Origin of the sequence: Micromonospora sp. DT43 (genome assembly GCF_049841645.1) — a bacterium.
GTDB lineage: Bacteria > Actinomycetota > Actinomycetes > Mycobacteriales > Micromonosporaceae > Micromonospora.
Genome location: NZ_JBNCKR010000017.1, coordinates 49,400 through 72,183, shown reverse-complemented (window position 1 = coordinate 72,183; position 22,784 = coordinate 49,400). Strand labels below are relative to the sequence as shown.

At 72.7% G+C, this 22,784-nt stretch carries 20 protein-coding genes; 15 read left to right on the top strand and 5 right to left on the bottom strand.

What is annotated here, in order from left to right; translation table 11 throughout:
- Positions 1-77: 77 nt before the first annotated feature.
- The gene (locus tag ACLQ26_RS29345) at positions 78-581 is read right to left on the bottom strand and encodes a winged helix-turn-helix domain-containing protein (protein ID WP_425747592.1); all 504 of its coding nucleotides are present in this window, start codon (positions 579-581) and stop codon (positions 78-80) included.
- A gap of 278 nt (positions 582-859) precedes the next feature.
- Between ACLQ26_RS29345 and ACLQ26_RS29340 the strand changes: the two genes are divergently transcribed.
- The 4 genes from ACLQ26_RS29340 to ACLQ26_RS29325 are packed head-to-tail and all read left to right on the top strand — an operon-like array spanning position 860 to position 4,590.
- Positions 860-1,912, top strand: a complete 1,053-nt coding sequence (locus tag ACLQ26_RS29340) for a phosphatase PAP2 family protein (protein WP_425747591.1) — start codon at positions 860-862, stop codon at positions 1,910-1,912.
- Between the two features lie 16 nt (positions 1,913-1,928).
- Positions 1,929-2,624 (top strand): response regulator, encoded by a 696-nt coding sequence (locus tag ACLQ26_RS29335; RefSeq protein ID WP_425747590.1) that lies wholly within the window; start codon positions 1,929-1,931, stop codon positions 2,622-2,624.
- A complete protein-coding gene (locus ACLQ26_RS29330; protein ID WP_425747588.1) occupies positions 2,621-4,087 on the top strand; it encodes an ATP-binding protein in 1,467 nt (488 codons plus the stop codon). The genes ACLQ26_RS29335 and ACLQ26_RS29330 overlap by 4 nt, the downstream gene beginning before the upstream one ends.
- Complete coding sequence (locus ACLQ26_RS29325) at positions 4,084-4,590, top strand: hypothetical protein (protein WP_425747587.1); 507 nt, start codon at positions 4,084-4,086, stop codon at positions 4,588-4,590. Before ACLQ26_RS29330 ends, ACLQ26_RS29325 begins: the two co-directional genes overlap by 4 nt.
- A gap of 16 nt (positions 4,591-4,606) precedes the next feature.
- Here ACLQ26_RS29325 and ACLQ26_RS29320 read toward each other — a convergent pair whose 3' ends face one another.
- From ACLQ26_RS29320 to ACLQ26_RS29310, 3 genes are read right to left on the bottom strand one after another with little or no spacing between them, the layout of a single operon-like run.
- Positions 4,607-5,626: a D-alanine--D-alanine ligase family protein gene (locus tag ACLQ26_RS29320; RefSeq protein ID WP_425747585.1), complete on the bottom strand. Its 1,020-nt coding sequence runs from the start codon at positions 5,624-5,626 to the stop codon at positions 4,607-4,609.
- A complete protein-coding gene (alr, locus tag ACLQ26_RS29315) occupies positions 5,623-6,795 on the bottom strand; it encodes an alanine racemase (RefSeq protein WP_425747584.1) in 1,173 nt (390 codons plus the stop codon). The genes ACLQ26_RS29320 and alr overlap by 4 nt, the downstream gene beginning before the upstream one ends.
- Positions 6,792-7,871 carry an acyltransferase family protein gene (locus ACLQ26_RS29310; protein ID WP_425747583.1) on the bottom strand — a complete coding sequence of 360 codons (1,080 nt, stop codon included), beginning with the start codon at positions 7,869-7,871 and terminating at the stop codon, positions 6,792-6,794. Before ACLQ26_RS29310 ends, alr begins: the two co-directional genes overlap by 4 nt.
- A gap of 164 nt (positions 7,872-8,035) precedes the next feature.
- Here ACLQ26_RS29310 and ACLQ26_RS29305 point away from each other — a divergent pair, with 164 nt between their 5' ends.
- Positions 8,036-8,905 (top strand): LLM class F420-dependent oxidoreductase, encoded by an 870-nt coding sequence (locus ACLQ26_RS29305; protein ID WP_363682105.1) that lies wholly within the window; start codon positions 8,036-8,038, stop codon positions 8,903-8,905.
- 67 nt (positions 8,906-8,972) lie between these two features.
- On the opposite strand, the gene ACLQ26_RS29300 is transcribed toward ACLQ26_RS29305, so the two are convergent.
- On the bottom strand, positions 8,973-11,234 hold the full coding sequence (locus ACLQ26_RS29300; RefSeq protein ID WP_425747582.1) for a catalase: 2,262 nt from the start codon (positions 11,232-11,234) through the stop codon (positions 8,973-8,975).
- A 182-nt stretch (positions 11,235-11,416) separates the two neighbouring features.
- Here ACLQ26_RS29300 and ACLQ26_RS29295 point away from each other — a divergent pair, with 182 nt between their 5' ends.
- The 10 genes from ACLQ26_RS29295 to ACLQ26_RS29250 all read left to right on the top strand — a co-directional run bounded on the left by ACLQ26_RS29295 (position 11,417) and on the right by ACLQ26_RS29250 (position 22,752).
- Entirely contained in the window at positions 11,417-12,313 is an 897-nt protein-coding gene (locus tag ACLQ26_RS29295; RefSeq protein WP_425747580.1) for an alpha/beta hydrolase family protein, read from the top strand.
- Positions 12,314-12,450: 137 nt separating this feature from the next.
- Entirely contained in the window at positions 12,451-13,233 is a 783-nt protein-coding gene (locus ACLQ26_RS29290) for an ABC transporter ATP-binding protein (protein ID WP_425747579.1), read from the top strand.
- On the top strand, positions 13,230-13,952 hold the full coding sequence (locus ACLQ26_RS29285; RefSeq protein ID WP_425747578.1) for an ABC transporter ATP-binding protein: 723 nt from the start codon (positions 13,230-13,232) through the stop codon (positions 13,950-13,952). The genes ACLQ26_RS29290 and ACLQ26_RS29285 overlap by 4 nt, the downstream gene beginning before the upstream one ends.
- 28 nt (positions 13,953-13,980) lie before the next feature.
- On the top strand, positions 13,981-14,859 hold the full coding sequence (locus ACLQ26_RS29280; RefSeq protein ID WP_425747577.1) for a branched-chain amino acid ABC transporter permease: 879 nt from the start codon (positions 13,981-13,983) through the stop codon (positions 14,857-14,859).
- A complete protein-coding gene (locus ACLQ26_RS29275) occupies positions 14,856-15,971 on the top strand; it encodes a branched-chain amino acid ABC transporter permease (protein ID WP_425747576.1) in 1,116 nt (371 codons plus the stop codon). Before ACLQ26_RS29280 ends, ACLQ26_RS29275 begins: the two co-directional genes overlap by 4 nt.
- An 83-nt stretch (positions 15,972-16,054) precedes the next feature.
- A complete protein-coding gene (locus ACLQ26_RS29270; protein ID WP_425747575.1) occupies positions 16,055-17,341 on the top strand; it encodes an ABC transporter substrate-binding protein in 1,287 nt (428 codons plus the stop codon).
- A gap of 270 nt (positions 17,342-17,611) precedes the next feature.
- Positions 17,612-18,223, top strand: coding sequence for a TetR/AcrR family transcriptional regulator (locus ACLQ26_RS29265; RefSeq protein WP_425747574.1), 612 nt, complete (start codon positions 17,612-17,614; stop codon positions 18,221-18,223).
- A gap of 70 nt (positions 18,224-18,293) precedes the next feature.
- Positions 18,294-21,062 carry an AAA family ATPase gene (locus tag ACLQ26_RS29260; RefSeq protein WP_425747573.1) on the top strand — a complete coding sequence of 923 codons (2,769 nt, stop codon included), beginning with the start codon at positions 18,294-18,296 and terminating at the stop codon, positions 21,060-21,062.
- 60 nt (positions 21,063-21,122) lie between these two features.
- Positions 21,123-22,271: an acyl-CoA dehydrogenase family protein gene (locus tag ACLQ26_RS29255; RefSeq protein ID WP_425747572.1), complete on the top strand. Its 1,149-nt coding sequence runs from the start codon at positions 21,123-21,125 to the stop codon at positions 22,269-22,271.
- 16 nt (positions 22,272-22,287) lie between these two features.
- Complete coding sequence (locus ACLQ26_RS29250) at positions 22,288-22,752, top strand: MaoC family dehydratase (RefSeq protein WP_425747571.1); 465 nt, start codon at positions 22,288-22,290, stop codon at positions 22,750-22,752.
- The last annotated feature ends 32 nt before the right edge of the window (positions 22,753-22,784 follow it).

Genomic DNA, 22,784 nt, shown 5'->3' with positions numbered 1-22,784 from the left:
CGGTAGCGCACAGATCCGGCCCGCCTGGTCCTCGACCAGGCGGGCCGGACCAGCCTCCGCGACGATCGCGCGTGCGCTCAGACGGGGGCGAGCCGGAAGCCGACGCCGCGGACCGCGTGGATCGTGGCGGCTGCGTCGAGCCGGGCGAGCTTGCGGCGTACCCGACGGACCACGGAGTGCATGTCGGAGCCGCGGCCGAGGTGCCGGTTGCCCCACACCTCAAGGTGCAGTCGTTCGTAGGTCCAGACCTGCCCGGGAGCGTCGACCAGGCAGAGCAGCACGTCGTGCTCCAGCCGGGTCAGGTCGATCTCCTGGTCGCGCCAGCGCAGCACCCGGCGGTCGGAGTCGACGCTCAGATCCGGTGGTGGCTGCGGGCTCGGCGTGACCTCCGCGAGCACTGTCGGAACCGGAGGAGGTACGACGGGGGGCATCTCGACCACCCCGAGGAACTCCCGTGCCTGGTCCACGTTCGAAACGATCAGGAAGGCGTCGGTCCCGCCGAGCAGACGGGCCAACTGCCGGCGCTCGGCCGGCGAGGACGCGATGCCGATGACCAGCGAGGCGACCGGAATACCCTGCATTGCCCAACCCCTTCCGGTTCCCCACAATCAATCCGGATGGTTTCGCGCCGCCGAGGACGGCCATCGATCGGCGTCCTGACCCTAGTGGTGGCTCGTCTCGGCTGGGTAAAACATAGTTGCATGTAAGCATGTGAATGAGGGCTCACGTCAGGGCAGTGCGGACGGCTTGGCGACACCACGCCCGATCGCCCGGTTTTTCCGGTCCTGATCGGCAGTTGTGACAGAACGAAGACAATCCACGGACGGCCTCCGGACCTGGCGGGCCGAGCATTGTCGACATGTCCCACGGATCGTCGTACCCCGTCGGTTTGTCGTCGCCCGGCCCCGCGCGAGCGCTGCCCTCCGGTCGCGCCGCCGCGCCGCCGGGCCTGCGGCTGCTCGGCGCGGCAGTCTCTTTCCTCCTCGCCCTGGGCCTCACCGGTGTGCTGTTCGTCTGGACCGACCCGGGGCAGTGGATCGACGGGCTGCTCCTGCCACGCGCCGAATCCGGTGGCGGTTACGAGCAGGAGAGTGACCTGGTCGAGCCGGCGAAGACCGTCCTGGCGACCTTCGGCAGCCCGACGCTGCTCGCCGTCCTGCTCGGTGGGGTGCTTGTGGTGGGCGTGCTCGGCCGCCGGCTGCTGGCCGGCGTCGTGGGCGTGGGCGTGGTGCTCTGCGCGGTCGCGACGGCCGGGGCGGTGAAGTCGGCGCTGCCCCGCCCGGACCTCGCGATCGAGGGTGCGACCTCCCACAACAGCTTTCCCAGCGGTCACGTGGCCGTCGCGACGGCTCTGGTGCTGGCCTTCCTGTTGGTCCTACCCGGCTGGGCTCGACGGTGGCTGGTGGTGCCGGGCGCGGCGGGAGTCTCGGTGATCGGCGCGGCCACCATGATCGCGGGATGGCACCGGTTCAGTGACGTGCTCGGCGGCGTCCTGCTGAGCGTGACGTTGTTCTGCCTGGCCGCGGCGGCGCTGACGTTCCGGCCCGGCGGCGACACGCCGCCCCCGCGTGCCACGCCTGTCGCCGGCCGCGCCTGGCGCGTGGTCGTCGAGGGAGCGGTGGGGTTGATCGTGCTCGGCTGGGTGGTTCGGGTGTTGGTGCCCGGTCTGGCCGCCTCGCTGCGGTGGGGGCCGCTCGTGGCCATCCTGGCCGCGGCCGGGTTGAGTGTGGTGGCGGTGGGCGTGGCGGTGTTCCTGGTGCGGTCGGTGGAGTTCGTCGGGCCGGTCGGTCCGCCGCGGCGGGAGCGGCCGGCCGACCCGGGGGCCATGGAACGCCTGGTCACAACAGAAGTCCGGACTAAACCGGTAGATACCGCCCATCAGGCATCGAGCAAAAGCGAGCCATTTTCATGATGGGATACTTGGCGGCATGCCACAGGTCCTGCTGATCGAAGATCACCAGACGGTCCGCGACGGACTGCAGTTGGCGCTCACCCGTCAGGGCCACACGGTGGTGGCCGTGGAGACCGGCGAGCAGGGGTTGGAACGGCTGTCGACGACGGCGTCCGACGTGGTGGTCCTCGATCTCATGTTGCCCGGCATGGACGGTTTCGAGGTGTGCCGCCGGATTCGGCAGCAGGGCGACCTGCCCATCATCATGCTCACCGCCCGCAACGACGACATGGACGTGGTCGCCGGCCTGGAGGCGGGCGCCGACGACTACGTCGTCAAGCCGGTGCAGGCCCGGGTGCTCGAGGCGCGCATCCGGGCCGTGCTGCGCCGCACCGGCGGCGACTCGCGGCGTCCCGGCCCCGAGCGGTCCGGACTGCACCAACACGGCGCGCTGACCATCGACCGGGCCGCGCTCGTGGTCAGCAAGGACGGGTCTCCGGTCGGCCTCGCCCCGACGGAGCTGCGGCTGCTGCTCGAACTCGCGCACACGCCGGGCCAGGTGCTCAGCCGCCAGCAACTGCTGGAGGCCGTGTGGGAGCACGGGTACCTCGGCGACTCGCGGCTGGTGGACGCCTGCGTCCAGCGGCTGCGCGCCAAGATCGAGGATGAGCCGTCGGCGCCCGTCTACATCCAGACCGTGCGCGGCTTCGGATACCGGTTCGGGCCGCTGTGAACCCCTGGCACTGGGCCCGCGCCATGGCGCTGGGTCTGCGCGTACGCCTGCTTCTGGCCTTCGCCCTGCTGAGCGTGACCACCGCGGCGGTGGTGGCCAGCGGAAGCTACTTCCAGGCCCGGACCGTCATCCTCCAGCAGGCGCAGGACGCGACGGTGGCGTCGCTCACCGACCAGCTGGTGAAGGTGTACCCGTTCGCCAGCCTGCCGCCGACCCAGGAGGAACTCGACGCGCTGTCCCAGAGCCTGTCCGACCGGGAGGGGGACGCCATGGTCCGCTACGGGGAGCTGTGGTCGCAGGGTGCCGACGAGGTCGACATGCTCACCCCGGAGCTGCGGCAGGAGGTGGCGGACGGTCACATCGCCTGGCAACGCGTCGAGCGCTACGGCAAACCCGTGCTGCTCATCGGCACGCAACTCAGGTTCGACAGGTCCGACGGGACCTCCGTGCCGTCGGGCGTGGAGGTCTACTCGCTGCGCAGCCTCTCCTCCGAGCAGCAGAGCATCGACCGGCTCGCCACGTTGGCGTGGGTGACCGGCGGTCTCTCCCTCGTCCTCGCCGTCCTGCTGGCCCTGCTGGCCGCGCAGGGCGTGCTGCGGCCGGTACGGGAGCTGGGCCGCGCGGCACGCCGGCTCGGCGAGGGCGACCTGACCACCCGGTTGGCCGTCCGGGGCGTCGACGAACTGGCCGACGTGGCCCGCACCTTCAACGACACCGCCGGAACCCTGGAGCGTCAGGTCGGTGAGCTGCGGCGGATGGAGGCCGACGCGCGGCGCTTCGTGGCCGACGTGTCGCACGAACTCCGTACGCCCCTGGCCGCGATGACTGCGGTCACCGACGTGCTGGACGAAGAGGCGGACCGGCTGCCGGGGGATGCCGGGCAGGCCGCCCGGCTCGTCAGTCAGGAGACGCAGAACCTCACCCAGCTGGTCAACGACCTCATCGAGGTCAGCAGGTTCGACTCCGGCGCCGCCCGGCTCGCCCTCGACGACGTCGACGTCGCCGCGGCGGTCAACGCGACCCTGCGGCTGCGGCGGTGGGCCGATCGGGTGCACACGGACCTGCCGTCCGGTGTCATCGCCCGGCTCGATCCCCGCCGGCTGGACGTCATCGTCGCCAACCTGGTCGGCAACGCCTTCCGGCACGGCACCGAGCCGGTGTCCGTACGCCTGCGCGCCGAACCGGACTGGATCACGATCGAGGTCGCCGACCAGGGGCCCGGGTTGGACCCGGAGGTGCTGCCGCACGTCTTCGACCGCTTCTACAAGGCCGACACCGCGCGGACCCGCTCCGAGGGCAGCGGCCTCGGCCTCGCCATCGCCTGGGAGAACGCGCGCCTGCACCGGCACGCCGGGCAGTCGGGAAGTCTGGTGGCCGGCAACGCCCCCGACGGCGGCGCGGTGTTCACGCTGCGCCTGCCCCGGGTGGCGGCGGAGACAGCGGACGTCGGAGGCGTACGGTGATCCGCCCTGGCCGCCGGCGCGTGACGCGGACGCTGCTCGCGGGCGGGCTCCTGCTCGCAGTGCTCACCGCGGGCTGCGGAGTCCGGCCCACTGACGTCATCACCGGCCGCTCCGCGGTGAGCGGCCCGCCGGCGGGTACGGGCCTCTACCTGATCTCGCACGGTGAACTGGCGCTGATCCTGCGCGCGACGAAGCCCGGCCCCGGCCCCTCGTCGCCTACCGAGGCCCTCGCGCAGCTGGCGTCCGGGCCCACGCCGAGCGAGCAGAGGGCGGGGTTCAGCAGCGAGGTGCCGCCGGACTCCACGCCGGTCAGCGTGTCGCCGAGCGCCGACGAGCCCGGCATCACTGTGACGATGTCGGGTGCGGTGCTGTCGCTGTCGACAGTCGCGGCCAACCAGATCATCTGCACCGTGGCGTTCGCCGTGGCGGAGGACGGCACGACCCCGGTCACCCTCGTCGGCCCGGACGGCACCCGGCCGCCCTGGCCCTGCCCACTCGAGTGACCGGGGCGAGCGCCGCTCACACCAGATCGACAGCCCGGTCCGGTCGGGGCAGTCCGGGCGAGGCGACAGGGCCACGGTCGGCGAGCGCGCCGGAGATCAGGATGTCGAGCAGGGCCGGAAACGCGATGCCGGCCCGCTGCCAGATCTGCGGGAACTGCGACGCGGCGGTGAAACCCGGGAAGGTGTTCACCTCGTTCACGATGGGTTCCGCCCCCTCGCCGGGGAGGAAGAAGTCGACCCGCAGCAGGCCCCGACAGTCGAGGGCGTGGAAGGCGCGGATCGCCCGGTCCTGGAGCACCTCGGTGGTGGCCGGGTCGAGCGGGGCGGGGATCTCGAAGACGGCCCCACCGTCGTACTTCGCGTCGTAGTCGAAGAAGCCCGCGCCGCTGACCCGGATCTCCAGGGGCGGCCCGGCCTGCACCCGGCCGTCGGGGTACTGCAGGACGGCGACGTCGATCTCCCGACCGCGCGCCCCCTGCTCGACGAGCACCTTCGGATCGACCTCCCGGGCCTGGTCGAGCGCGGCCGGCAGGGCCGCCCAGTCCGTCACCCGGACCACGCCCAGGCTGGACCCGGCCCGTGCCGGCTTGACGAAGATCGGCAGGTCCAGTCGCTGCTGCTCGGCCGGCGACAGGTGCTCTCCGGAGCGGAGGGTCACACCGGGGCTGACCCGCAGACCGTCCGCGGCGAGGAGCCGCTTGGTGACGCCCTTGTCCATGCCCGCCGCGCTGGCGAAGACGCCGTTGCCGACGTACGGCACGCCGAGCCATTCCAGCAGGGACGCGACGGTGCCGTCCTCGCCGTACGGGCCGTGCAGGGCCGGGAAGACCACGTCCTGGGCGCGCAGCACCCGCAACGCCTGGGGCAGGGGAGTGGGGCGGCTGCCGACGTGCCACCCGCCGTCGGTGTCGATGAGCACCTCGGTGACCTGGTACCGCTCGCGGTCCAGCCCGGCCAGGATGCTCTCCCCCGAGCGCCGCGACACCTCGTGTTCGCCGCTCTGTCCGCCGTACAGCACTGCCAGTCGCGTTGTCATGCGACGTCCGCCCTTTCCTGGAGATGGTCGCGGCCCACCCGGGCCCCGATGCCGGTCAAGATTTCGTGTGGGTTGGTGCCGGCCCAGCGCGCCCATTCGGCGACGGTCGGCGGGCTGTCGGTCGGCGGGCTGTCGGTCGGCGTGGTGGCGTCGTGGTCGCCGGGGCCGAGCACGACGACCGGGTCGCCGATGGCCACCGGCACGTCACCGGCGTCGACCACGCACTGGTCCATGGCGATGCGCCCGACGACCGGGCGGCGTCGGCCGCCGAGCCACACCTGCGCGCGGCCCTCGGTGGCGCGGGGCAGCCCGTCGGCGTAACCGAGCGGCAGCAGCGCCAGCGTGGTCGGCGCACCCGTGACGTACTCCGGCCCGTAGGAGACGCCCGTGCCGGCGGGCACCCGCTTCACGTTGACGACAGTCGTCCGCAGCGTCAGGGCTGCCCGCAGCCCGAACTCGCCCGGACCTGTCGCGCCGAACGGGTCGACGCCGTAGAGGGCCAGCCCGATCCGGCAGAGGTCGAAGCGGGTCCGGGGCGCCGACAGCGCCGCCGCCGAGTTGGCCAGGTGCACGAGGTCGGGGTCGAGGCCGGCGGCCCGGGCGAAACGCAGCGCCTCGGAGAACGTCCGCACCTGACGGGCCAGCCCCGGGCTGCCCGGTACGTCCGCGTCGGCCAGGTGCGACCACACGCCGCGCACCCGGATCCCGCCCTCCACCTCGTACTTCCGGGCCCAGGTGACGAGGTCGGGCCACTCGTCGGGGCCGGCGCCGTTGCGGGTCAGGCCGGTGTCGGCCTTGAGCTGCACCGTCGCGGGCACGCCGAGGCGTCGGGCCGCGTCGGCCACGGCGTGCAGGTGGGTGGTCGTCGAGACGCCCACGTCGACGCCCGCGTTGATCAACGCGGCGAAGTCGTCGTTCGGTCGGTGCAGCCAGCTCAATGTGGGCGCGCTGATGCCCACGCCGCGCAGGGCCAGCGCCTCCGCCGCCGACGTCACCCCCAGCCAGGTGGCGCCGGCGCGCAACGCCGCCCGGGCGACCGGGACCGCCCCGTGGCCGAACCCGTCCGCCTTCACCACTGCCATCAGCGCGGTGTCGGTGACCGACGCGATCGTCCGCACGTTGTCGGCGATCGCCCCGAGGTCGACCACCGCCTCGGCCAGCCCGCTCATGCGCCCACCGCCGCACGACGCGCCCCGGGGAGCGCGAACAGCCAGCGGGCGTGCACCGCCAGCAGCCCGCGATGGATGGCCAGGCTCAGGCCGATGACGAGCGCGGTCAGCAGAACCGGGTAGCCGAGCACGACCAGGCTCTGGGCGAACGGGTCCAACCCGGAGACCGGGTCGAGCACCAGCCGGTCGAGCACGGCCAGGACCGGCATGTGGATGACGTAGACAGGCAGGGTGGTGCGCCCCAGCGTGGTCAGTCGGTCACTGAGGGTGGGTGACCGCGTGAGGCGGGCGGCGGCGGTGATGCCGAACGCCACCGCCACGACCGAGACCACCGGCCACACGCCGAACCACCGCTGGGCGCCGGCCGCCGCCATCGCGGCGAGCGCGAGGGCGTACGCGCCCGAGGTGAGCATCAGTCGACGCCGGCTGGCGGTGGCCGCCCACCGCTCGATGTGGGGGCGCAGGTACAGGCCGGCGAGGAAGAAGACCAGGTTCTGGTAGAGGCCCGCGCGGTTGCCCGGCGTGGCCAGCAGGCCGGCGGCCGCGACGGCGGACAACAACGCAGCGGGTACGACGACAAGCACCCGGGGCAGTCGGCGGGCCGCCTTGGCGAGCGTGAAGTAGAGCGCCAGGGCGTACAGGTACCAGAGGTTGGAGGGCGTGACCGTGAGCTGTGCCAGCAGACCGAGGGCGGATGTGGCGCGGTCGGTCGGGAAGTCCGGCACCAGGGCGAGGACCGTGCTGTGGATCAGCAGCCACACGGCGTACAGGTAGAAGAACCCGGCGATGCGGCTGCGGGCGACGGTCCGCCAGGGCCGCTGGACGGCGTTCGCCGCGAAGACGCCGGAGATGGTGAAGAAGAGCGGCATCCGCAGCGGTAGGAACTGCTCGCCGAGCGTGCCCCACAGGCCCGGCACGGGTGCGCCGACGTGCCAGTCGATGCGTAGGTAGTCCTTGACGACGACGTGCCATCCGACGACGAGGATGATGCAGACGCCCTTCGCGGCGTCCGCCCACTGCGCGCGCGGTGGACGCGTCGGGTGGCGGAGGTCGGTGGTTGTTGGCTGCGGGATCACTCGGTCGAAGGTGTCAGCCGGATATCCGTACGTGATCCACGAATTGTCATGAACCGGTAATGGATGTCGGCGGGGCCGCCGGATCCCCGACCGCGAGAGGTTGGCGAAGCAGTGCGGAGTCGCGCGGCGGGGAAACCTCTAGGCTCGGTCGTGGAGGTGCCGACATGAAGCTCGGGCTGCACTACTGGAACTTCTCGACCCCGGCCGACCCGGCCGCCATCGCACCGACGCTCGCCGAGGCGGCCACCACCGCCGAGCAGGCCGGTGTGGCGTCGTTCACGGTCATGGACCACTTCTTCCAGATGGAGGCGCTGGCTCCGGCCGAGGAGCCGATGCTGGAGGCGTACACGACGCTTGGTTACGTCGCGGCGAAGACCCAGCGGATGACGTTGGGTGTGCTGGTCACCGGTGTGATGTACCGGTATCCGGGTCTGCTCGCCAAGACCGTGACGACCCTCGACGTGCTCTCCGGCGGCCGGGCCCGGCTGGGCATCGGGGCGTCCTGGTACGAGCGGGAGCAGCGCGGCCTCGGCGTGCCAGTGGTGCCGGTGGCCGAGCGGTTCGAGCGCCTGGAGGAGACGCTGCGGATCTGCCGGCAGATGTGGAGCGACGACAACGGGCCGTTCGACGGGCGGCACTACCAGCTCACGGAGACGATCAACTCGCCGCAGCCGTTGCGTCGTCCGCACCCGCCCATCATGATCGGCGGCAGTGGCGAGAAGAAGACGCTGCTGCTTGTCGCCCGGTACGCCGACGCCTGCAACCTGTTCGGCACGGGCGCGGAGGGGATAGCGCACAAGCTGGACGTGCTGCGCGGGCACTGCGCCGCCGAGGGCCGCGACTACGACAGCATCGAGAAGACCGTGCTGGCTTCCAAGCCGCCGCTGGAGGACCTCGACGAGTTCCTCGCCGAGGTGTCCGCGTACGCGGCGCTGGGGGTCACCGAGGTCCAGGTCACGCCGGACCGGCACCCGGTGGAGTTCGCCCAGCGGCTCGGCGACGAGGTGCTGCCCCGGCTGGCCGACATCGGCTGATCCCGCCCAACGCCACGAGGGGCTGCCCTCCGCTCGGAGGACAGCCCCTCGTGTGTGACTACCCGGGTCAGCCGACCGGGGCGGGGAACCTCTCCCACACCCGGTGCGCGGCCATCAACTGCTGCACCTCGGTCAGCGCCTCGGCGCCCGAGCCGGCGGCCACGATGCCGGGGGTGCCCGCCACCCCGGCCTGCTCCAGCACCGTGACGCCGGCGCCCCAGGCGCCGATGGCCTTGGCGTGCCGCCAGCACTCCTCAACCAGCAGCAGCACGTGGGGATCGACTGTCGCCGCGTCCGGCCGCCCGGCCTTGGCGTCGCGGGCGGGCAGCGCGTCCGGTGCGGGCACCGGCGCTCCGGCCAGCAGGAGCGCGTCCAGCTCGACCGACCGGCCGGTGGCGAAGGTCCGCTGGACCGGCATGCCGTCCACCATGCCCCCGTGCGGGGCGATCAGCAGCGGCACCATGCCAGCCTCGAACACGGCCCGGCGGACCTCGCCGATGCCGTCCAGGTCACCGTCGGGGTCCACGACGATCCCGACCATGCGGCCGTCGGCGGGCCACGCCCTGCCGACCTGCGACAGGGCCGGGCTCGGCGCGACGTCGGCCAGCGGCACCGTCGGCTGCGGCGCGGGCAGCCCCAGGCCCGTGGCGACCTGCTCGCACAGCACCGGGTCGATGTTGGCGAGGCACTGCAGTTGGCGCTCCTTGATCGCCTGGTGGTAGCACTTGCCCAGCTCGAAGGTGTACGCCCGGATGATGTGTTCCTTCTCGACCGGCGACATGCTCAGCCAGAAGAGGCGTACCTGGCTGTAGTGGTCGTCGAACGACGCCGGGTTGGCGCGGACCTTGGGCGCCTGCGCCACGGTCACCGGCACGTCGAGGAACGCGTGCTCGGCGTCGCCGGCGGGGAAGGGGTTGCCACCGTCGAGCGAGTTCGGCCGGTACGGCGCCACCCCGGCGTGCACGGCGTGCTGGTGGAAGCCGTCGCGCAGCATGTCGTTGACCGCCGCGTGCGGGCGGTTGATCGGGATCTGCGCGAAGTTCGGCCCACCGAGCCGGGTGAGCTGCGTGTCGACGTACGAGAAGAGCCGGCCCTGCAACAGCGGGTCGTTCGTGACGTCGATGCCCGGCGGGAGGTGCCCGAGGTGGAAGGCGACCTGCTCGGTCTCGGCGAAGAAGTTCGTCGGCGTCCGGTTGAGGACCAGCCGGCCGATCGGCTGCACCTCCGCCAGCTCCTCCGGCACGATCTTCGTGGCGTCCAGCAGGTCGATCCCGGCGAAGGTCTCCTCGGGGGTGTCGGGGAAGACCTGGATGCCGAGTTCCCACTCGGGGAACGCGCCGGCCTCGATGGCGTCGTAGAGGTCCCGGCGGTGGAAGTCGGGGTCGATGCCGCCGAGCATCTGCGCCTCCTCCCAGGTCAGGGAGTGCACACCGAGCTTCGGCTTCCAGTGGAACTTGGCCAGCACCGTCTCCCCGGCCTCGTTGACGAGGCGGAAGGTGTGCACACCGAAGCCCTCCATCGTCCGGTACGAGCGCGGGATGCCCCGGTCGGACATGTTCCACATGGCGTGGTGCTGCGCCTCGGTGTGCAGCGAGACGAAGTCCCAGAAGGTGTCGTGGGCGCTCTGCGCCTGCGGGATCTCCCGGTCGGGGTGCGGCTTCGCGGCGTGGATGATGTCGGGGAACTTGATGGCGTCCTGGATGAAGAAGACAGGCATGTTGTTGCCGACCAGGTCGAAGGTGCCCTCGTCGGTGTAGAACTTGGTGGCGAAGCCACGGGTGTCGCGGACCGTGTCGGCCGAGCCGCGTGACCCGAGCACTGTGGAGAACCGGACGAAGACGTCGGTCTCGCGGCCCTTCTTCAGGAAGCCGGCCCTGGTGACCGCCTCGGCGGTGCCGTAGGCGGTGAACACCCCGTGCGCGCCCGCGCCCCGGGCGTGCACCACACGCTCCGGAATGCGCTCGTGGTCGAAGTGCGTGATCTTCTCGCGCAGGTGGTGGTCCTGGAGCAGGACCGGCCCCCGGGGGCCGGCCTTGAGCGAGTGGTCGGTGTCGCGCAGCCGCGCACCGTTCGCCGTGGTCAGGTACGCGCCCTGTTGGCCCTTCGCGGTCGCCGGCGCGCCGGTCTCGGCGCCGGTGGGCGTACGGGTCTGCGGCGCGCCCTGTTCCGGCTTCGGGGGGAGGGGATCGTGGGGCGAGGTCGGCTCCTCGACGGGCGGGGTTGCGCTGCCCGGGGCACCGGGCACCTCGGGCGTCAGAGCGTCAGTGATCTTTTCTGAGGCGGTCTTCACGACGTTCTTGACCGCCTCGGCGGGCTTGCTGGAATCCACTGGGCGAACCTCTCCATGGAGCGTTTGGGCAGGCCCCTGCACCCCTACCCCTGGTCGGAGGGCCGAAACGCGCGGAAGATCCGATCTGCGGGCGGGACTGGTGATTTCACCGATGCGCGGGGTGACCGGAGCGGCGAAGACTGACGAACGTCGATATCGCTCGACTCTAGGGAGTGCCCGACGTGTCGTCACCAACCACCACCCGCACCCGTTCCGTGCCCGCGCGCGCCGTCCGCCTCGCGCTGGCCGCCACCCTGCTCGCCGCCGGTGTCCTCGCCGGACCCGCCCCCGCCCAGGCGGCCAGCCCGTACGAGCGGGGCCCCGCCCCGACCACCGCGATCCTGGAGGCCAGCCGCGGCCCCTTCGCCACCGCCTCGCAGAGCGTGTCCTCGCTGAGCGTCACCGGCTTCGGCGGCGGGGTCATCTACTACCCGACCAGCACCAGCGAGGGCACGTTCGGCGCCATCGCCATCTCGCCCGGCTACACGGCCGCGTGGTCCAGCATCAGCTGGCTCGGACCGCGGATCGCCTCGCACGGCTTCGTGGTGATCGGGATCGAGACCAACACCCGGTTCGACCAGCCGGACAGTCGTGGCCGGCAGTTGCTCGCCGCGCTCGACTACCTCACCGAGCGCAGCTCGGTGCGCAGCCGGATCGACAGCAGCCGCCTCGCGGTCGCCGGCCACTCGATGGGTGGCGGCGGCACCCTGGAGGCGGCCTCGTCGCGGCCGTCGTTGCAGGCCGCGGTGCCGCTGGCGCCGTGGAACCTGGACAAGGGCTGGTCCGAGCTGCGGGTGCCCACGCTGATCATCGGAGGCGAGAGCGACACGGTCGCGCCCGTCGCCTCGCACTCGGTGCCGTTCTACACGAGCATCCCGGCCTCGGCCGAGAAGGCGTACCTGGAGTTGAACGGCGCGAGCCACTTCTTCCCGCAGACGGTCAACACGCCTACCGCGCGGCAGATGGTGGCCTGGTTGAAGCGGTTCGTCGACGACGACACCCGCTACGAGCAGTTCCTCTGCCCGGGCCCGAGCGGCTCGGCGATCGAGGAGTACCGCAACACCTGTCCCAGCTACTGACCGCGAAACCGGGGCGGCCGCCGGTGGCGGCCGCCCCTCAGCGCGCTCCGGACCAGGGCATTGAAGGTCTTGACGCCGTACCCGAGAAACGTACACTGCGAGTGTAAATAACACCCGCCACGGCAGAGGGATGGGTGATGGAACGCGGGCTCGAACTGCACGGCATCGGCGTCCGATTCGGCGGCCTCACCGCCCTCGACGACGTCTCGCTGCGGGTGCCACCCGACCGGGTGGTGGGCGTGATCGGGCCCAACGGCGCCGGCAAGACCACGTTGTTCAACGTGATCTGCGGCTTCGTGTCGCCGCAGACGGGGTCGCTCACCCTCGACGGCCGGCCGCTGCGACCACGGCCGCACCGGCTGACCCGACTCGGCATCGCCCGGACCCTGCAGGGGACCGGGCTCTTCGCCGGCCTCAGCGTCCTGGAGAACGTGATGACTGGCGCGTCGCACACGGCCCGCGCGGGCTTCGCGTCGGCGCTGTTCGGGCTGCCCCGCAGCGACCGCGACGAGCGTCGGCTGCGCCAGCACGCCCTCGACGTCCTCGACGACCTGGGGATCGCCGGGCACGCCGACGCCGCGCCGGGCACGCTGCCCTTCGCCGTACGCCAGCGGGTCGCCCTGGCCCGCGCGCTCGCCGCGCGGCCCCGGCTGCTGCTGCTCGACGAACCCGCCGGCGGCCTCGGGGCCGACGACATCGCCGAGCTGGCGGAGCTGGTCCGGCAGCTTCCCCGGCGCGACGCCGACCCGTGCGCGGTGCTGCTCGTCGAGCACCACATGGACCTGGTGATGGCCGTCTGCGACGAGCTGGTGGTGCTCGACTTCGGCCGGGTGATAGCGGCCGGCACGCCGGACGAGATCCGCGACGACACGGCCGTCACCGACGCCTACCTCGGGGCGCTCGTCGAGGAGAACTCATGAGCGGAGCGGATCTGCTCGTGGTGCGGGGGTTGGTGGCCGGTTACGGGGCCACGCCTGTGTTGCGGGCCGTCGACCTCACCGTGCCGGCCGGCACGATCGCCGCCGTCGTCGGCGCCAACGGCGCCGGAAAGACGACGCTGCTGCGCGCGCTCTCCGGCATGATCCGTCCGGCCGCCGGCCAGGTGCTCCTCGCGGGGGAGGACCTGCGGGGTACGCCTGTGGAGCAGCTCGTCCGGCGCGGCATGGCGCACGTGCCGGAGGGGCGGGGCGTGATCAGCGAGTTGACAGTCGACGAGAACCTGCGGCTCGGCGGGTTGTGGCGGCGTGACCGGGCGGACGCCGGCCGTGCCCTCGACGAGGTCTACGAGCTGTTCGAGCCGCTCGCCCGGCGTCGCCGGCACCTCGGCCACCAGCTCTCCGGCGGTGAACGGCAGATGCTCGCGCTCGGCCGGGCGCTTGTCGGCCGGCCGCGCCTGCTGCTGCTCGACGAGCCGTCGCTGGGCCTCGCGCCCCGGGTGGTCGCCCGGACCATGGCCCTGCTGCGCCAGCTACGCGACCGTACCGGCCTGACCGTGCTGCTTGTCGAGCAGAACGTGCGCAGCGCGCTCGCCGTGGCCGACCAGGGTGTCGTGATGTCCCTGGGCCGGGTGGTGGTCGCGGCCCCGGCGGCCACGCTGCGCGACGACGACGACCTGCGCCACGCCTACCTCGGTTTCTGACCCACCTCGTCCCCTGGAAGGAGGACTGTTGGACCGCTTCGTCTTCCTCACCGTCGACGGTCTGTCGCGGGGCGCCGTGTACGCCGCGTTCGCGCTGGCGCTGGTGCTCATCTGGCGGGCGGCGCGGGTCGTCAACTTCGCCCAGGGGGCGATGGCCGTCGCCGCCGCGTACGTCGCGTACTCGGTGTCCGCCGCGACCGGCTCCTACTGGCTCGGCTTCGTGGTCGCGATCGTCGCCGGTCTGCTGCTCGGCGCGCTTGTGGACCGGGTGGTGATGCGGCACGTCGACCACGCGTCGCAGCTCAACCCGGTCATCGTCGCGCTCGGGCTGGTGCTGGTGCTCCAGGCCGTGCTGGGAATGGCGTACGGCAACGAGTTCCGCCCCGCCGACGTCCCGTTCAGCCGGTCCGCCCTCACCGTCGGCGGGGTCGCCGTGCTGTCGCCGTACGACCTGTTCGTCTTCGCCACGATCGGCGTGGTGGTCAGCGCGTTGGCCTGGATGTTCGCGCGTACCGCGGTGGGGTTGCGAATGCGCGCGGCGGCCTTCGCGCCGGAGGTCTCCCGCCTGCTCGGGGTCAACGTCGGCGGGATGTTGACGCTCGGTTGGGCGCTCGCCTCCGGCGTGGGCGCGCTCGCCGCGATGCTCGTCATCCCGACCGAGTTGGGTCTGCACCCGCACGCCATGGACCTGGTGTTCGTCTCGGCGTTCACGGCGGCGGTGGTCGGCGGGCTGGACAGTCCACCGGGGGCGGTGGTCGGTGGACTGGTGGTGGGTCTGCTGCTCTCCTACGTCAGTGGGTACGCGGGCAGCGACCTCACCCCGCTGGCGGTGCTCGTGCTGCTGCTGGCGGTGCTGCTGGTCCGGCCCGGCGGGTTGTTCGCCCCGGTCGCGGCGAGGCGGGTGTGAGCGCCACCCGGGCGGCCCTGCCGCCGAGGCAGCGGGAGGGCGAGACCGGCGACCGCCCGGTCGACCGGGGGCGTCGCGGCTCCACCCTGCTGCGGCACCTCGCCGTGCTGCTCGCCGTGGGCCTGGTGCTGGTGGCCGTCAGCTACGCCGTGGAGCCGTTCCGCAACTTCCAGCTCGCCACGGTCGCGGCGTATCTCTGCGCCACCGCCGGGCTGACGGTCCTCACCGGGCTCAACGGTCAGCTGTCGCTGGGGCACGGGGCGTTGATGGCGACCGGCGCGTACACCGTGGCCCTGTGCCAGAACGCGTTTCTCGACCGGGGGTTAACCGGCGGCTGGCTGTTGGCGCTGTCGCTTGTCGCGGCGGTGCTGGGCACGGTCGCGGTGGGCGCGGTGGTAGGTGTGGCGGCGGCCCGGCTGCGTGGGCCCTACCTCGCCGGGGTGACCCTGGCCGTGGCCGTCGTGGTGCCGGCGCTGGCGGTCACCTTCGACGGCGTCTTCAACGGCGAGCAGGGGCTGTCGGTGCCTGTGGAGCCGCCGCCGCTGGCGCTCGGCGCGTACTTCCCGTACGAGCGGTGGCAGCTCTGGCTCTCGGGCGCTGCCACCCTGCTGGCCCTGCTGCTGGTGGCGAACCTGATCCGCAGCCGGTACGGGCGGACGTTCCGGGCGGTGCGCGACGACGAGGTGGCGGCCCGGCTCGCGGGCATCCACGTGGCGCGCACCCAGGTCCTCGCGTTCGTGGTCAGCGCCGCCACGGCAGGGCTCGGCGGTGGCCTGCTCGCGATGCTCGCGCAGAGCGTCTCGCCCGGGGCGTTCTCGTTGACCCTGTCGCTCTTCCTGTTGATGGCGGTGGTGATCGGCGGCCTCGGTCGCCTCGCCGGCGCGCTGTGGGGGGCGGTGCTGCTCGTCGCCCTGCCCGACCTCACCCATTCCGTGACCGAGCTGCTCACCCTCTCGCCGGCGGTGGCGCAGCGGCTGGAGGGCAACCTCCCGCTGGCGATCTTCGGCGTCACGCTGATCGTCGTGATGATCGCCGCGCCCGGCGGTGTGCAGGGTCTGTTGTCCCGTCTCGGCCGGGCCCTGCTGGCCCGTTGGCCGGCGCGGCGTTCCTGAGCTGTCCCCGGCCCGGCCTCGGCCGGGCGCCTCACCACCACACCATCCCCACCGAACCGGACCGAGAAAGGTCGGTGTTTCCCATGCACCGTACGGCGCGACGCGGTCTCGCGATCGCCAGCACCATCGCCCTGCTCGTCACCGCCGCAGGCTGTAGCGGCGACGACGGCCCCACCTCCGGCGGGGGGTCGGTGCCGGGGGTCACCGACACCGAGATCGTCGTCGGCACCCACATGCCGCTGACCGGGCCGGCCTCGGCCGGCTACTCCAAGATCGCCCCGGCGACGAAGGCGTACTTCGACTACGTCAACGCCAACGGTGGCGTGCACGGCCGGAAGATCACCTACAAGGTCATGGACGACGGCTACAACCCGGCCAACACCCAGCAGGTGGTACGCCAGCTCGTGTTGCAGGACAAGGTCTTCGCCGTCCTCAACGGCCTGGGTACGCCGACGCACAGCGGGGTGCTCGACTTCCTCAAGACCAACCGGGTGCCGGATCTCTTCGTCGCATCCGGCAGCCGGAGCTGGGACCAGCCCGACAAGTATCCCGGCACGTTCGGCTTCAACCCGGACTACACGGTCGAGGGCAAGATCCTCGCCAACTACGCGAAGGCGAACCTGGCCGGCAAGAAGGTCTGCTTCCTCGGGCAGGACGACGACTTCGGCCGCGACAGTTTGGCCGGCGTGGAGAAGGTGCTCGGCGCCGGGGCCGTGGCGGTCAAGCAGACGTACGTCACCAGCAACACCAACGTGGCGCCACAGATCGGCGCGTTCAAGGCGGCCGGCTGCCAGGTCGTCATGTTGGCGACGGTGCCCGGGTTCACCGCGCTCTCCGTCGGCACCGCCGCGCGGCTGGGATTCAAGCCGCAGTGGCTGGTCTCCAACGTCGGCGCCGACCACCCGACCCTGGCCAAGCAACTCGGCGCCGCCGCCCCGCTGCTGGAGGGCATGGTCGGCACCAACTACCTGCCGATGCAGAACGACACCGCGAACCCGTGGATCCAGCTCTTCACAAAGATCAACAAGACGCACAACGGTGACGCGCCGTTCGACGGCAACACCGTCTACGGCATGTCGGTCGGTTACCTCTTCGTGCAGGTGCTCCTCGCCGCAGGCAAGGACGTCACCCGCGAGAAGGTGCTCGACGCCGTGCAGAAGGGCGGCTTCCAGGGCCCCGGACTGGTGCCGCTGCGCTTCTCCGCCAAGGACCACTCCGGCTACGGCGGCCAGCGGCTGAGCCGGGTGAGCGGGGGAGTGCAGACCTACTTCGGGCCCGCGTACGAGACCGACGAGGCGGACGGGCCGGTCAACGAGTACACCGCCGCGCCTGTCGCGCCGCCGGCGAACGGGGTGCCGACAGTCTCCTGACGAGCCTGCCATCCGGTCGTACGACCCGGGGGTGACCACCTCCGGGTCGTACGACCGTGCCCGGCTGGTGGCGCGGCACGGCTGACGTCTGACGTTGACCGACACCGATCGACCCTCCTACTATCTGCATCGTGAATGCAACTTCAGGTCACCTCGCGGCCGGGCGGTCCGGGTGACATCGTCCGTGCGGGCCCGGAGCTGCCTGATCATCGCCTGTCTAGACTCGGCCGGGAGTCGGGCGACGTCGTGGCGATGAAGGGGCGGGGGCGGATGAACAGGGTCGAGGCCCCGGGGCGGGTCGACGGGCGAACGGCCCGGGCCGAGCGCACCCGGGCGGCCATCGTCGAGGCGCACCTGGCGCTCATCGCCGAGGGCGACCTGCGGCCGACCGGGGAACGCATCGCCGAACGGGCCGGCATCTCGCTGCGCACGCTCTGGACCAACTTCAAGGACATGGAGACGCTCTTCGAGGCGAGCGGCGCCGAGGTGCTGCGTCAGCAGGATGCCGCGTACCGTCCGATCTCGCCCGCGTTGCCGCTGGCGAAGCGGGTCGACGCGTACTGCCGGCAGCGGGCCCGGCTGCTCCAGCTCATCACGCCGTCGGCGCGGGCCGCGCAGATGCGCGAGCCGGTCTCCGACCAGCTGCACCGCAACCGCCTCAAGCACATCGACCGGGTCCGCGACGAGGTCGAGCACCTCTTCGCCGCCGAGCTGACACACGCCGGGCGGGGGCGCGAGCAACTGCTCAACGCGGTGGTGGCGGCGAGCATGTGGCCGGCCTGGTCGATGCTGCGCTACGGCCTCGGACTGGGCGTGGACCAGGCCCGCGCGGTGATGTCCCGGACGGTGGGCGCGCTGTTGGCCGAGGTCGCGGCCGACTGATCCCGGCTCGCCCCTCTTTCCATCCGGTGACCGATGGGTAACACTGGGGCACATGGTTACTGCATACTCAGTGCAAATAACCGTGTTGCGCGGCCGGGACGACCAGTGCCAGGCCATCCGGACTCTGCTCGACGGCGTGCGCGACGGCGGCGGAGCGCTGCTGCTGCACGGGGAGCCGGGGTCGGGCCGGTCCGCGTTGCTCTCCTACGCCCACCGGTACGCGAAGGACTGCACGGTCCTCACCGGAGCCGGGCTGCCCGAGGAGGCGACGCTGCCGTACGCCGGCCTGCAACGCCTGCTCGAACCGGTGCTCGACCGGGTCACCACCCTGCCCGAGCCCCGGCGGCACCTGCTGCGCCGCGCGCTGGACGGGGAGGGCTGCCCGCCCGAGCGTCGGCTGGCCCTGTCGGTGGCTGTCCTCGGCCTGCTCGCCGCGGCCGTCCGGGAGCGCCCGCTGCTCGCCACCATGGACGACGTCGACCGGGGTGACCCGCAGACCGCGCAGGTCCTGTCGATCGTCGCCCGCCGACTTCGGCACCTGCCGGCCGCCGTCCTGCTCACCGCGGACGCCACCGCCACCGTCGACGGCATCGCGGCGTACCGGCTTGCGCCGTTGAGCGAGCGGGACAGCATCGCTGTCCTCACCGACCGGCTGCCCGAGCGACCCGCCGCGCCGGTCGCGGCCACGCTCGCCGGGGTCGGCGGCGGCAACCCGCAGGCCCTCGTGGACCTCACCGAGGTGCTGAGCCCGGGACAGTGGCGTGGGGAGGAGCCGCTGCCCGCGGCGCCGCCGGCCGACGGCGCGCTCGCCCACGCCTACCGGACCCGCCTCGACCGGCTGCCGCCGGACACCCGCCGGATGCTGCTGCTCGCCGCGCTCGACGAGTCGGACGAGTCGGCGACCTTCGTTCGCGCGGCCGATGCCGCCGGCCTGGCCGTCGAGGCGCTCGCCCCCGCCGAGGCCGCCGGCCTGGTCCGTGTCGAGCCGGGGGGTGTCACGTTCGCGCAGCCGCTGGCCCGCACGATGGTCGCCGCCGGTGCGCCGATCGCGCAGCGGCGGGCGGCGCACCGGCTGCTCGCGGAGGTCCTCGACGCGGACGGGCAGCGGCTGCGCCGGGCCATGCACCTCGCCGCCGCGACGGCGGGCGCCGATCCGGCCCTCGCCGACGAGTTGGAGCAGGCAGCGGTCGATGGGCGCAACGGCTGGGCAGTGGCGTCGGCAGCGCTGTGCCGGGCCGCCGCGCTCAGCGACCGCCCGAGCGACGCCGCAGCCCGCCTGCTCGCGGCCGCCCGTTACGCCTGGACCGCCGGCCAACCCGGCCAGGCCCGGCTCCTGCTCGACCGCCTCCGCGCGACCTGCGTGGACCCGACCGTTACCGGGCACGCCGGGCTGCTGCGCGGCGAGCTGCAACTGCGCTGCGACGACGCCGCCGGCGCGGCGGCCACGCTGCTGTCTGCCGCGCGCACGGTGGCCGGGGCCGACCGCGCCCTGGCCATGGAGGCGCTGGCGCGCGCCGGCGAGGCCGTGTGCTTCGCCGGCGACCAGTACCGGTACGCGGAGGTCGGCCGTCGGGCCGCGACCCTGCGGCGCCCGAACGACCCGCCGGCGGTGGAGCTGACGGGTTGCCTCGTCACCGGGGTGGCCGCCACGCTGCGGGGTGACCACGAGCGGGCCGGGCCGGCGCTGCGCCGAGCCGTCGTGCTGGGCGGCCGGTTGGCCGGGCCGGCGCTGACCCCGACCGCGCTCACCTGCGCTGCGGCGGCCGGGCTGGTGGTCGCCGTGGACGCTGCCGCGCACCGGCTCGCCGAGCGTGCCGTCGGGTTGGCGCAGGAGCGGGGCGAGCTGTCCATGCTGTCCCGGGCGTTGGAACTGCGCGCGGTCGCCGAGTACTGGTTGGGGCGGCACGAGGCGGCGGCGGAAACCTCCTGCGACGGGCTGCGGATCGCCCGCGCCACCGGGCAGTTCAACTGCGCCAACGTCCATCTGGGCATGCTCGCCGTGCTGGCGGCCGTCCGGGCCGACCGGGAAACCAGCCTGCGGCGGATCCGGGAGATCGGCCCGACGCCGACGCCGGGTAGCCGGCCACACGCGCTCGCCGGGTGGGCGCTGGCCGTGCTCGACCTCGTCGACGGTCGACACGCCGAGGCGGCGGCCCGACTGGCCTCGCTGGCCCGAATCGGCACCGGCCGGGGCCAGGTGCTCGTCCAGGTGATGGCCACCCCGTACCTGGTGGAGGCCGCGGCCCACCTGCCGCACCGACCGGCGGCCACGACGGCGCTCGCGGCCTTCGACAGATGGGCGAGCAGCACCGCGAGCCCGCTGCGCCGCGCGCTCTCGGCCCGGTGTCACGCGCTGCTCGCGCCCCGGGGCGGCGTCGAGGCGGAGCGGGAGTTCCGGACCGCGCTGCGGCTGCACCCGACGGAGGACGGCGCCTTCGAGCGGGCGCGTACCGAACTGCTCTTCGGCCAGGAGTTGCGGCGCATGCGGCGTCCACGGGACGCCCGGGGGCACCTGCACCAGGCTCGGGAGACGTTCACGCTGCTCGGCGCGGATCGCTGGGCCGAGCAGGCCACTGCCGAGCTGCGCGCCGCCGGGGAGTCGGTCGGTCCGCCGGACCTGCCGGCGGCGCGGTTGCTGACCGGCCAGCAACTGCGGATCGCGCAACTGGTCGCCGAGGGCGCCACCAACCGGGAGATCGCCATCCGGATGTTCCTGTCCACCCGCACTGTCGACCACCACCTGCGCAACGTCTTCCATCGGCTGGGCATCCGCTCCCGTACCGAGTTGGCCCGTACCTTCGCGGCCGAGCCGCACGCCGGTCTGACCTCCGACAGGTGAGGGCAGCCCGCCCGCCGTCCGGTCTGGACGGCGTAAACTATCACCGCTAGTTTATGCGTCATGGAGCTCACCCTGACCGCCGAGCAGGCAGCGGTCCGCCAGCTCGCCGCCGAGTTCGCCGACCGGGAGTTGACGCCGCACGCCGCCGAGTGGGATCGGCGCGAGTCGGTCGACCCGGCCATCGTCGGCAAACTCGGTGACCTGGGCTTCCTCGGGCTGACCATCGCCGAGGCCGACGGCGGCTCCGGCGGCGACCACCTCGCGTACTGCCTGGTCCTGGAAGAACTCGGCCGGGGCGACTCGGCCGTGCGCGGCATCGTCTCCGTCTCGCTCGGCCTGGTCGCCAAGTCGATCGCCGCCCACGGGTCGGCCGCGCAGCGGGCCGAGTGGCTGCCCCGGCTCTGCTCCGGCGCCGCGCTCGGCTGCTTCGGGCTGACCGAGCCGGACAGCGGATCGGACGCGGCCGCGCTGCGCACCCGCGCGGTCCGCGACGGCGACGACTGGCTGCTCACCGGCACGAAGACGTTCATCACCAACGGCACGACCGCCGACGTCGCCCTGATCTTCGCCCGCACCGGCGGCCCCGGCCACCGGGGCATCACCGCGTTCCTGGTGCCCACCGACAGTCCGGGCCTGACCCGGCGCGAGATCCACGGCAAGCTCGGCCTGCGTGGTCAGGCCACCGGCGAGCTGCGTCTCGACGACGTGCGGGTGCCCGACGCCGCCCGCCTCGGTGCCGAGGGCGCCGGCTTCCGGCTGGCCCTGGCCACCCTCGCCAAGGGGCGGATGTCGGTGGCGGCCGGTTGCGTCGGCATCGCCCAGGGCTGCCTCGACGCGGCGGTCGGCTACGCCGGGCAGCGGACCCAGTTCGGCAAGCCGATCGCCGGGCACCAACTCGTCCAGCAGTTGCTCGCGGCCATCGCCGTGGACACGGCGGCCGCCCGCCTGCTGGTCTGGCAGGTCGCCGACCTGATCGACCGCGACCAGCCGTTCGCCACCGAGGCGTCGATGGCGAAGCTCTTCGCCAGCGAGGCCGCCGTCCGCGCGGCCAACAACGCGGTCCAGGTCTTCGGGGGGTACGGCTACATCGACGAGTACCCGGTCGGCAAGTACCTGCGCGACGCCCGGGTCGCCACCCTCTACGAGGGCACCAGCCAGATCCAACAGCTCCTGATCGGACGCGCGCTCACCGGCGTCAACGCCTTCTAGTTCTAAGGACACCCGGATGCGAGTCTTCACCTCCGTCGACGAGCTGACCACCGCGGTCGGCGAGACCCTCGGGCCCGGCCCCTGGCAACGGATCGAGCAGGACCGCGTGAACCTCTTCGCCGACGCCACCGACGACCACCAGTGGATCCACATCGACCCGGTCCGCGCGGCGGCCGGGCCGTTTGGCGCCACGATCGCGCACGGCTACCTGACCCTGTCGCTGCTGCCGGCGCTGGCCGGTCAGCTCTACCGGGTCGAGGGGGTCGCAATGGGGGTCAACTACGGGCTGAACCGGGTCCGCTTCCCCGCGCCGCTGCGGGTCGGCGCCGCCGTGCGCGCCACCGCCGTCATCGCGGAGGTGTCACCGGTCAGCGGCGGGGTGCAGATGGTGACGGCGGTGACCGTGGAGACCGACGGCGGCGGCAAGCCGGTGTGCGTCGCCGAGACGGTGAGCCGCCTCTACGGCAAGGCGGGCCGCTGAGCGACCGTCCGACCGCGTACCTGTCAGGCGCT